This is a genomic window from Spirosoma aerophilum (genome assembly GCF_054782495.1).
This window is the reverse complement of record NZ_BAAGSJ010000015.1, coordinates 15,618-27,203: the sequence shown is the minus strand read 5'-3', so window position 1 is coordinate 27,203 and position 11,586 is coordinate 15,618. Positions and strand designations below refer to the sequence as shown.

The window sequence follows — 11,586 nt, the reverse complement described above, 5'->3', positions numbered from 1 at the left end:
CAAATCGGTCAATATTCCAGGCCGCCTGGCACCACTTGGTTCAGGATGCACCTGGGGACCTGACCGCCCTTCTGCAGGGCGATGATCAGGCGTTGCTCCGACTCAAGCAGCTGGTCAGAACCAGTGTTGGATTGCTACCCTGAGGTAACGAGCCTATCAGTTTGTGGCTAAAGGTAGTCGTTGTCAGCTTGTAAAAGACAATTGTCTTCTGCAAGGCTCCCACCTGAGACGAGGAAACGTTCTAAAAAGGTTCCCGCCAGAGACGACGAAGTATCAATGTATATGCTCACTTCATTAGACTTAGAAATAAACCTTTACTACAGCCCTGTGAGACCTAGTAGCACTAGCTGGAAGTACCCTATCCTGTTTGTAGATACGTATCGTACGCTTACCAGTACTAAAATCTAAAGGGGGCAAAAGTCGTCACTAAGCGTATCGTTGAACGCCCATTTTCAGCGACGGTCGCTATTCTTTTAACTCCAGCTTTAATTCTAGCTTTACCCAATCTCAAATTGCCGTCTCACGAATCAACGTCTCAAAAATGGGTGCATAGTTGAGTTTATGAATCAATTGCCACTACTTCAAAACCGCTCCTCTAGCTGATGGGCTTCGTTCAATAAATAGCGCCGAGTTTCCTGATCTTCCTCAGTAGCTAATCGTTGCTGAATGGCCATGAAGCGGTCTTTACGGGTTTTGAATAAATCCGTTGAAATCAGCTCGACTAGCCACTGACTGAAATCCTGTAGTTCGGCTTGCTGATGCGAATAGGGGAGCTGATCGATAAAGGTTACCTGAGTCAGATTGGACCACTCGTATTTAGCTAAAGGTTGGACTGGATTGCCTAGAAATGTATCCAAGATATACGTATTGGAACAGAAGGTTTGCCAGGCCTTACTCCTGGCTTGGTCAAATTTGCCGGTTTTGAAGAGCAGTACTGTCCATTCAAACAGAAAATCGGGAAAGCCAATGTCATCGGGAAATGTTTTGGCGAACCATCGGGTATACGTTACTCCCCCTTTGTAATCGCCTAACTGAAGATAATACCGGGTGGGTAAATAGCGCAATCCCTGGGAGCCATCATAGCCACCAAACTTTCGTTTTTCGGCCGCTAAAGCTCGTTTGATATCAGCAATCTTTTTCTGTAGCCGTTGAATCTGCTTCGGTGTCATCGCTAGTAGGTGAAGTAGTAATTGAAATTTAAGCGCAAAGACCAGCTGACAAGATTGGCAATCTACCAAAGTAAGACACCACTAAACGATCAATGAACATTTATTACCATAAATGTGATGCGTATCGGATACTATGTGACACGTACTGAAAGCCGTCAATCGCGCAAGATTTATTAAAATTCACCCGGAATATAGCCCCGAGCCAGTAAATAATTGATCTGTTTGATCCCCTGAGCTTCCATCCAATGGGACATAGTAAGATAATCAATATTGAGTTCATTTGCCCAGTATCGCAGCGAGGGGGTATATCGGTTGGGATTGATGTTGCTTCCCGACGGAGTAAGAATGATCGTAGCCAGCCCCATAACGATTGAGCGTTGAAAGGTGGGCATCAGTTTGAGTTGAGAACTCCAAAAATCATTACCCAATCGAGCAAATTGAGTTAGTTCAGCCGAGTTTACATCTAATTCATTCATCAGCTGGGTCATATATGGGGGAGGCCAACCTAGTAGAGAAATATCGTCACGAAGGGGTTTTTCCGGTTCGCTCATAAGCAGGCGAGTCTGGAAAGCCAGTGCCAATAAACCAATAATAGAAACGTGCTGAAGATGGCTCTGCTGTAAGAAACTCCGCATCAAGGAATGATGAGGTAAGGGTAGTAAATCGTCTACAATGGGCAAGGGGTTTTGTAAAACTAAATTGCACTTAAATTAGCTTTTAGGGGTGACTTTTGGTCCGACTGGATGACCTCGTCCCGGTCGTTAGCCGCCGGTGCGACGCGGGAAACCGCACGGTGGCCCCGTTTTGCCATGCTGACCGCACTACTCACACTACTACCTGCACACATTAACTATACTGTCCTGTTTTGATAACAGTAATTGACAAATAATCGCTGAAATAACGGCCTAAAAAAACTGATAAATAAGCCCTTCCCTGTTTCAATGTGAACAATAAATTTCTCTATCTGGCGTTTTATGTCTGTTACGTTTCTTCAGCCTCATTGGTCAAACCAGTGGGGCTTTTTCGTTTATCGCTTACTTTTGGGGCATGGAAGCGCTACCCGATCAACCAACTCCGCAAGCAGATCCCATAATGATCCAGAAACAGCGCGTGGAAGATGCTACTGATTTTCTAAGCATCTGCGACCGACTGTCGACTGGCTACGATAGTGGCTACTATTGGGAAGATGTGCAACGTGCTTTGCGCATTGCCGCTGGCTTAGAAAAGTGGCCAGATTAACTCGCCTTCTCAATACCGTATTCTTTCTCTCCCCTCCTACTTTTTTACTAGTAAAAAAGTAGCCTAAATTATAAATTAGTCGATTTGTCTATCGCTGTAACAGTAGGTCAAATTTTGAGTAGTGGATTTAACATTTATTAAAGGAACGTTTGTTAAATGTTAAATTCGAGTACCTTTACCCTAAATACACAGCGTTTGTGCCGTGGAACATTGTTTCGGGCACAAATTGTCAAAATACAGATCAAGCGATGCAGCGATCCTATGTAGCCTACTTCCGGGTGTCCACTCAGAAACAGGGACGAAGTGGCCTGGGCCTGCATGCCCAACGCTCAACGGTCAATACCTATCTTGGAAGTAGCGGAGTGCTTGTAGGTGAATTTACTGATGTTGAATCAGGTAAGAAAAACGACCGACCTCAATTGCTGGCTGCCATCGCGTACTGTAAAGAGCAACGGGCAGTTCTATTAATTGCCAAGCTGGATCGTCTAACTCGGAATGTGGCTTTTATCTTTACGCTGAGGGATTCAGGGATTGAGTTCGTGTGTGCCGATATGCCCGAAGCTAACACCCTGACTATCGGCGTCATGGCCACTATGGCCCAGTATGAGCGCGAGTTAATCGGCGAACGTACACGTAAGGCACTAGCCGAGAAAAAGCGGCAGGGCGCTCAGTTGGGAACACCTAATAACCTAGATGCAGCCGCTATTCTGAAAAGTCGTCAGATTCGTCAGGTAAATGCGCGTCAGGATGAAAACAATCGTCGGGCTGCTACACTGGCACGATCGCTACGTCAAGCGGGTCAAAATTGGAGCCAGATTGCCGAGACACTCAATAGCAATGGATTTCGGACTCGGCGTGGTAAACCCTTCCATGTAATGCAGGTGCAACGAGTTATTAAGTTAATAGATACATGAGATATTAAGTCAGTATCAATTAAATAATAAACCAATTCATTAGTAGTCAGTGAGTTATGGTATAGTTTTGCTCATAATTCGTTACACGTTTCACAATACAACTTACAATTGTTTATTTTATAGAATAAATACAACAAAATGATTGGTGTAGAACTCTTTTCAGGAGTGGGCGGAATGTCGTTAGGTGCCAAAAAAGCTGGCATTGAAGTCAAATTAGCTGTTGAAATAAATTCAAAGGCCGCAAGCACTTTTAAGGCAAATCATAAGTCAACCCAAGTATTAAATATCGATATTACAGATTTAGAGAAGATCAATGTAGAAGAAACAGGTAGACAGAAAGTTCTATTTGGTGGTCCCCCGTGCCAGGGCTTCTCCCTTTCGAATCAAAGAACAAGGAATATAAATAATCCCAAGAACTGGCTTTTTAAAGAATTTGTAAGATTAGCAAAACAATGGAAGCCAGACTGGATCGTGGTTGAAAACGTCTCAGGAATATTAAAAACAGAAAAAGGAATTTTCTTTAACTGGATAATAAATGAATTTAGTTCGCTTGGTTATAAATGCAATTATAAAGTATTAAATTCTTCAAATTTCGGCGTACCACAGAAAAGAGAAAGAGTATTCATTGTAGGGTCTTTACATGGTATAAATTTCGACTTCCCCGAAAATAATAATATTAAAAAAATAAGCGTTGAAGAAGCCATTTTTGATTTACCATTCTTGGAAAATGGTACAAGTAACTATAAGTTAAAATATAGATGTTCGCCCATCTCTGATTATGCAAAAGAACTAAGGAAAAGCTCTAAATTTTCATTTAATAACTGCGTTACAAAGAATGATAAATATGTAATAGATAGATATATGTGTGTTCCTCAAGGTGGTAACTGGGAAAACATTCCAGACGCTTATATGGAAAATTATAAAGATCATAAAAGGTGTCATGGATGGTTATACCATAGATTAGATCAAAGCCAGCCATCTATAGTTATTGGTAATTACAGGAAGAATATGCTGATTCATCCTTTAGAACACAGAGGATTATCAGTACGAGAAGCAGCAAGATTACAATCCTTTCCTGATAATTTTCATTTTTATGGTGGTTTAACTGAAATGCAACAACAGGTTGCTAATGCTGTACCCCCTAAACTCTCTGAAGCTGTTTTTAAAAAGATTGTTAGTTACTGCTAATGGATTTAACAAAAAAAAACCTGGAAGATTGGTTGGCTAAACCACCAACCAATTTAAAAACCCTTAAAAAGGGAGATACGACTCCATTCTATTCAAAATATAACAGTTTTAAGAGTTATATAGAAACCACCCATGGAGAAGTAGAAAGAGGAAGTTTACTAACTGAGATAGAACAGGCTATAGCAGCGGGTAAACAGATCGACTTAAATTTAATTACACTTCTTAATGATCATGGACCAAAGCATATAGCCACTGTAATCGAAAGAGCATCGCAAATATTAAATGTTAAAATTATAGACTTGAATGTACGAGAAGTGTTTATCCTTTTAAATGCGATACAATTACATGACGTCGGCAATTTTTATGGTAGAATTGGCCATGAACAAAAAATAAAAGATGTTTTTCGAGATGGACTTCCATTGGTAGCATTTGATAGTGTTGAGCATACATATATTAAAAATGTTGCACAAGTTCATGGCGGTAGTGTTCTAACAGCGAACGGGCATGAAGACAAAAACACTATTAGAACTATTAAAGAGAGTGTTACAAGTGATGGATATGAAATTAGACAAAGATTATTAGCAGCTATTTTAAGATTTTCAGATGAAATAGCTGATGATAAGCATAGGGCAGCAGTGAATTTACTCAATGCTGGTAAAATACCAAAGGGGAGTGAGGTATTCCATGCCTATTCTGCTTGCTTAGATACAGTTTTAGTGAAACACAATATAAAAACTGTTGAATTTCATTTTAAAATTCCTAAAAATTATGCTACGAAAAAATTTGGGAAAATAAATCGTAAAAAAGATACTATTGAAGATGTGTATTTAGTTGATGAAATTTACAAGAGGGCCGTTAAGACACATGAGGAGAAAATTTATTGTTCTAAATTTTGGAAAAAATTTCTTGACATCGAAAAAATCTGGATTCAAATAGAATTTTATCATCCGAACGAAATAGGTGAGTTTGTTCATCATGATATTACTTTTACTTTAGAAGACAACGATTATCCCCAACAATCAAATCTAGATATATACACCCTATGCCCTGATTTAATTATAAATGGCATTCAATTATGTGGTAGTGAAGTTGAAAAACATATTAAAGAACTAACAGATGGAAAAGATTAACCCTTTTGAGTACAAATATCCAGATGAAATTTCACCAAAAGATGTTATAGATCTTTTCGTACCTGTATTTAGTGACTATTTTAGTATACCAGAAGTCGGACATACCTTCATTAATGGAGCCAGAGGTTCGGGTAAAAGTATGATGTTTCGCTTTATGAGACCTGATTGCCAAACTCTTGTTTCATCAAATAGTGACCCATTAGATAAACCGAGAACAATTAAGGAGCTCGACTATTTAGGCCTTTATATACCTATTAAAAGAGGTAATTTAGATAAAACGGAGATTAAAATAATTGAGAATAAGCATGGTGAAGCTCTACTAAATGAGCACTATATGGTGTTGTTCTTTGCTATTAAAATATTTGATGACTTATCAAAAGTAGATTTTGAAGATAGCGATTTACATAGAAAGGATGTCATTAATTATTTTAACGATATATTTCTTGAAATTTTATCAGATTGTGGCTATAATCTAAGTTCTAGTTTAATAAAAATAGATGGAAACTTACCTGATACTTTCTCTAGTATTGTAAAAATATTAAAACGAGTTCAAAAAACTTTTGAAAGAGAATATATACAAAAATTAATAGGTGCGAAAGAGACATTACCATACAATGGCCCGTTATTCTTGTATAATGACTTTTTGTATGAAGCTCTAAGAGAATTGAGAAAACTCTCCTTCATGCCAAAGAAACCTATTTATTTATTAGTAGATGATGCTGATAATCTAAATATAATACAACAAAAAATATTGAACTCATGGGTTGCTCAGAGAACAACTAGTGACATAAGCATAAAAATATCTACACAACTGAAATACAATACTTATAGGACCATTAATGATTCGAGGATTGATACTCCTCATGATTATTCTGTAGTTAATATTAATGACATTTATACATCTAGAAAAGGCCTTTATTTAAATAGAGTTCAGAGCATGGTTCAAAGAAGGCTTAATAAATTTGAGTATAAGGATATAACTCCAGAAAGTTTCTTCCCTGAAGATAAAGAACAAGCTGAAAAACTTTCTCAATTATTTAAACGGTATGAACAGGAGCATAATTATGACTATGCTTACAGATATACTGTTCCGGATTTCATAAAAAACCTTGAAGGTAATAGGTATACTTTTAGTTACGCAGGATTTGAACAACTAGTTAATATTTCATCAGGAATTCTAAGAGATTTTGTAAATTTTGCCTCTAAAATGTATGTCCATCAAATTTCTTCAAATCCTGATTTAGATGCTATTAAATTTATTAGCCCTACTGTTCAAGACAAAATAATTAAAGATTGTTCGGATGATTTTATATTTGGCGACTTTGATGAATTAATTAAGGATAAAGAAAATGATCAGAATAAGCTAATCAAATTGAGAAATTTATTGTTTGGATTAGGTGGTCTTTTCAAATTAATAATGATTTCGAAAGCTTCAGAGAGAAGAGTGTTTTCAGTAGCGCTTAATGATGAGCCGGATGAAGAACTGAAATCTATTTTAGATATGGGTATACAATACAATTATTTCCATAAATCATTAATAGGTAATAAATATGGCACAGGCAAGTCACGATTGTATATATTGAATAGGATGTTGGCACCACATTTTGTTCTTGACCCATCCAGTTTTGCTGGTTATAAATTTATGGATTCTTCAGTGCTAAAAATATCATTAACTGATCCTAAGAAATTTATAAATCTGCTTAGAAAAAATATTACTGAAGATTTAAACCCTAGTGTTGTTCAACAAGAATTATTTGAGAACTAAAGACTTTTAATGTCATGGCGACAATTAAGGCTAAGTCTATCTCTAGCGTTTTCTCTAAAGAAAGCATAGATGTTTTTATTTCATCTTCAAGTTTTGAAGATCGCTGCTTTGAAATTCCTCGACATTTAGATTTTGAAATTAAGCATACACTTATTTTTTTCAATTCTAATGAAGAGCAAAAAATTATAACAAACGCTAATTTATTAACTCAACTATTTCATAATAATGTAAAATCTGTAGATCTAAGCAGTGATGATCCCATTGGGAACTATATTAAGATACATAAGTCATTATTAAGTATATTTTCGCATAAGGGTCTAAATCTATTTGTAGATACAACAACGTTTACACATGAGACACTATTAGTTTTGCTAAAAATCATTTGCTTAAATAAAACAAATTTCAATAAAGTCATTTTTGGGTATGTGGGTGCCAAAGATTATTCGTATAATACGGTAATCGACAATGATAAATGGTTGTCAAAGGGAATTAAAGAAATTAGAACTATTTTAGGGTATCCAGGATATACAGATCCAACATTAAAGAATCATCTCATAATTCTATTTGGATTTGAATCTGAGCGCACAGAAAAATTGATAGAGTATTATGAATTCAACAAAGTCTCCTTAGGATTTGTCTCCCTTGGTAATGCAATACAAAGTAATCATTATAAAATTAATTATGAAAGACATTGTCTTTTGCTGGACCGGTTCCCATTTGCAGAAAAATTTGAATTTTCATTAATTGATCCTGTAGTCACAAAAAAGAATATTTTAGCTTTAGTACAAAATAATAGTGATTATAATTCTGTTGTTGCGCCTATGAATAATAAAATTTCAACGATTGGAGCTGGCTTAGCTGCAATCGAAAATGCAGATATACAATTGTCTTATGCCAAACCACTTCTTTATAATTCAAAAGCTTATTCTATATCAAATGGCGTAGTACACTATTTTAAACTTAGGCTCTAAAGTTTTAAGAATATAATGATACTCTATTGTAATATTGGTAACTAGACATTCAGTATTTCAACATAATGAATCCAGTTTTAAAGACATACCTTATAAAAGTAGTGCGTGAGGCTGGTAAAGAGCCATTAAGTGGGGCCTTTTACGAGTATACTGAACAGGAGTTTGAAGTGGACGCTTCAAGTATGAAGAGTGCTTATCAATTAAGCTATCTAGTCTGTGATATACCCTTTCGTGGCCAGATAAGGCGTACTTTAATTAATGGAGAAGAGTACTTTAATGAAGAATTTTAGTTTGAAAGATGTACCTTTCTGATAAGTGCATTACTATCTCTGACTTAATAATATAATACGTATGCCGACTTTCTATGAGTTCTTTGCTGGTGGCGGCATGGCAAAAGCGGGACTTGGTGAGGAATGGCAATGCCTATTCGCTAATGATTTCGACGAAGTAAAGGGAGCTGTTTATAATATCAATTGGGGGGCTGCTGACCTTGTTGTAGATGATATCGCTAACATTACAACTCAACAACTACCAATCAATTTTAGAGAAGGAGTCCCAAGACCTGTTGACCTAGCTTGGGCTTCATCACCCTGCCAAGATCTTTCCTTAGCGGGATCTGGAAACGGACTAGGACAGCGTGAGGCCGAAACAATGACACGTTCGGGTACCTTCTGGCATTTCTGTAGGTTGATTGAAGGACTCGTTGAGGAAGGGCATTCACCTCGGCTGATTGTACTTGAAAATGTAACAGGCGCTATTACCTCACACCAAGGGAAAGACTTCACCGCTATCATCAGTGCCTTCGTCGGGTTAGGATACCGAGTGGGCGCTGTTGTAATGGATGCTCAGTCTTTTTTGCCTCAGTCCAGAAAAAGATTATTCGTTATAGGTGTTCGTCAAGATTTAATTATCCCTGAAGTGACTACAGTTAGCAATCCTACCTCACTGTGGCATCCTAAAGCCTTGACTGGTGCTTACGCTGCTTTGCCAGTAGAGTTAAGGATGAATTGGATTTGGTGGAATATGCCACAGCCTCCACAACGAGGACAAAATTTCATTGACATTATTGAAGAAAACCCCAGTGGAGTTATTTGGCACACGCAGGCAGAAACAAACCGCGTCCTGGAGTTAATGAATGAAGTTAACTTGAAAAAGGTACACCAGGCTCAAAAAGCAGGTAGACCAATGGTTGGTGGTGTGTATAGGCGTATGCGGCCAGAAGCTTTTGGGAAAAAAGTGCAGCGGGCAGAAGTTCGCTTTGACGATGTTTCTGGCTGTCTGCGAACTCCATCAGGCGGATCGTCTAGGCAAGTTATACTCCTGGTTGACGGTGATCACATTCGATCACGGCTTTTATCTCCACGAGAGGGAGCGAGGTTAATGGGTTTGCCTGACAATTATGTTTTGCCAACCCGCTATAATGATGCTTATCATTTAACGGGCGATGGAGTGGTTGTTCCGGTAGTACGGTACTTAGCACACAATATTTTTGAACCAATTCTCGAGGTCAATGATGTACCACCGGTGCAAATTCCAGTGGAGATTATGAATGAAAATAACCTATTAGTCGCTTAATCTATGTTTGACGAGTTAGAGCGATTTTGTAGTGAAGCATCCTTTACTGGTAAAGGACCACTAAGCGTAGCCATTCAATTAACAGCAGCTGTTCGTGATTTACCATTTCCACTTGAAACAAAAGATTTCTTTACCGCTCGTGGTGGCCAGGTGAAAGGATTGGGTGGTCCTAATCTTAAGAAAATACTCAAAATATACGGGATAGATCGGATTCTGTCCAGCGAGGGCGGCCGGACTAGTCGGGGTAGTATAGATAACATGGAAGTTTATTTTGACTTCCTAAATTCATTGCACAATCGGGGAATTACAATTAATTGGGATGATGTTAGCGAATTCTGGGCGCAAAAAGTTAGGGCCTATTTCGATGCCTCTCCCTTCTCGATAAGTATTGACAGTGCTCAGAGTATTAGAACACTTTTGCAAAATTTACTCCAGCAAGCGCTCGAAAGACAGCGTCAAATGTCAGGTAGCCGCTACCAAGGGGCTATGATGCAACATTTGATTGGAGCTAAACTGGAGATTGTTCTGCATCCTAATCCAATCGTTCACAACTCAATTAGTACAAACGATCAGGAGCATGGTCGTACTGGAGACTTTGATATAGGCGATGTGTCTATCCATGTAACAACCCGTCCTAGTGAAGCGTTACTCGAAAAATGTAGGCAAAATTTGCAGGCTAATAGGAAGCCTCTCATTATTACGCTTGAAAGTGGGGTTAATATGGCCACTCAATTGGCTGATGAACTAGGTATTGCGGAGCGTGTTGAAATAATTGATTTTATTCAATTCACTGTTGCTAATATCCATGAGAGGAGTTTATTTACTCGGGATGCGCGTTTTACGCAGCTTGAGCGTCTTATAGAAAATTACAATCGTATCGTTGACAGATACGAGAATGACCCAAGTTTACGTATTGAAATTTCTCAAGGGCGTTAGTGCTCAAAATATGAGTTGATGGATATTATCTAATTCTTCTTATTAATTCTCATTCTGATCCTCAGCCATTTCATTGTAACGAGTAACTAAATCTAAAATCAGTTCTTCAAAATGTTGAATTAGATAAGTTGGTAAATTCGGATTTCTAAGCGCTTCTGTTGCTTTTGCCACTACATTATCACCAATACTTAATGCATGCGCTTTTTTCATAGGCAATTGAAGTCGTAATAATCCAAAAGTATCAATTGTGCACCAACCTTTACCATTATTCAATGCTTTAATAAAGATATCATCGACTATTTCAATGTGATCTAAATAAGTATCAAAATAGGGATGAATAACTTTAATGCAAGAGCTATCAGTAGGATAATCGTTCCCAGTGTGACAACCAAAAATCATAACATCTTTAGTTGATTTTTGAGTATTACAAGCATAACAAGATAAAACTAAATTTTTAGGTTCAAACATCCACTCGGGATGTCTACCTTTATCAATGATATGCTCGAGAGGTTCTCCATAACCATCATATTCAATTTTAGTACCACAATAAGGACAGAAATCATTCTGTTTAATTGACATACGATGTCTAATACGGCTCTTCAGACTTTTGAAAATACTTTTCGTCCAATCAGAGGATGACTCAGGATTGTTATTTTCGATCAACTGTTTATCAGATTCAGTTAATACAAATGGATGATT

General features: G+C 37.7%; 12 protein-coding genes. 9 read left to right on the top strand and 3 right to left on the bottom strand.

Annotation, left to right across the window (positions count from 1 at the left end; genetic code table 11):
• Positions 1–581: 581 nt before the first annotated feature.
• Together ACYVK4_RS21670 and ACYVK4_RS21665 are read right to left on the bottom strand one after the other, a co-directional pair.
• The gene (locus ACYVK4_RS21670; RefSeq protein WP_461129655.1) at positions 582–1,169 is read right to left on the bottom strand and encodes a hypothetical protein; all 588 of its coding nucleotides are present in this window, start codon (positions 1,167–1,169) and stop codon (positions 582–584) included.
• Between the two features lie 173 nt (positions 1,170–1,342).
• Positions 1,343–1,804 (bottom strand): hypothetical protein, encoded by a 462-nt coding sequence (locus ACYVK4_RS21665; protein WP_461129654.1) that lies wholly within the window; start codon positions 1,802–1,804, stop codon positions 1,343–1,345.
• Between the two features lie 457 nt (positions 1,805–2,261).
• On the opposite strand from ACYVK4_RS21665, the gene ACYVK4_RS21660 reads away from it, so the two are divergent.
• The 9 genes from ACYVK4_RS21660 (at position 2,262) to ACYVK4_RS21620 (ending at position 10,887) form a co-directional block, all read left to right on the top strand.
• Entirely contained in the window at positions 2,262–2,408 is a 147-nt protein-coding gene (locus ACYVK4_RS21660; protein ID WP_461129653.1) for a hypothetical protein, read from the top strand.
• Between the two features lie 248 nt (positions 2,409–2,656).
• A complete protein-coding gene (locus ACYVK4_RS21655; RefSeq protein WP_461129652.1) occupies positions 2,657–3,322 on the top strand; it encodes a recombinase family protein in 666 nt (221 codons plus the stop codon).
• A gap of 138 nt (positions 3,323–3,460) precedes the next feature.
• Positions 3,461–4,510, top strand: coding sequence for a DNA cytosine methyltransferase (locus ACYVK4_RS21650; RefSeq protein WP_461129651.1), 1,050 nt, complete (start codon positions 3,461–3,463; stop codon positions 4,508–4,510).
• Entirely contained in the window at positions 4,510–5,640 is a 1,131-nt protein-coding gene (locus ACYVK4_RS21645) for an HD domain-containing protein (protein ID WP_461129650.1), read from the top strand. Before ACYVK4_RS21650 ends, ACYVK4_RS21645 begins: the two co-directional genes overlap by 1 nt.
• Positions 5,627–7,405 carry an ORC-CDC6 family AAA ATPase gene (locus ACYVK4_RS21640; protein WP_461129649.1) on the top strand — a complete coding sequence of 593 codons (1,779 nt, stop codon included), beginning with the start codon at positions 5,627–5,629 and terminating at the stop codon, positions 7,403–7,405. Before ACYVK4_RS21645 ends, ACYVK4_RS21640 begins: the two co-directional genes overlap by 14 nt.
• A gap of 14 nt (positions 7,406–7,419) precedes the next feature.
• On the top strand, positions 7,420–8,376 hold the full coding sequence (locus tag ACYVK4_RS21635) for a hypothetical protein (RefSeq protein WP_461129648.1): 957 nt from the start codon (positions 7,420–7,422) through the stop codon (positions 8,374–8,376).
• A 65-nt stretch (positions 8,377–8,441) separates the two neighbouring features.
• Positions 8,442–8,666 carry a hypothetical protein gene (locus tag ACYVK4_RS21630; RefSeq protein WP_461129647.1) on the top strand — a complete coding sequence of 75 codons (225 nt, stop codon included), beginning with the start codon at positions 8,442–8,444 and terminating at the stop codon, positions 8,664–8,666.
• A 61-nt stretch (positions 8,667–8,727) separates the two neighbouring features.
• Complete coding sequence (locus tag ACYVK4_RS21625; RefSeq protein ID WP_461129646.1) at positions 8,728–9,951, top strand: DNA cytosine methyltransferase; 1,224 nt, start codon at positions 8,728–8,730, stop codon at positions 9,949–9,951.
• A gap of 3 nt (positions 9,952–9,954) precedes the next feature.
• Entirely contained in the window at positions 9,955–10,887 is a 933-nt protein-coding gene (locus tag ACYVK4_RS21620; RefSeq protein ID WP_461129645.1) for a DUF4928 family protein, read from the top strand.
• Between the two features lie 42 nt (positions 10,888–10,929).
• Here the strand turns inward: ACYVK4_RS21620 and ACYVK4_RS21615 are convergent, their stop codons facing one another.
• Positions 10,930–11,466, bottom strand: coding sequence for an HNH endonuclease (locus tag ACYVK4_RS21615; RefSeq protein WP_461129644.1), 537 nt, complete (start codon positions 11,464–11,466; stop codon positions 10,930–10,932).
• Positions 11,467–11,586: the final 120 nt, after the last annotated feature.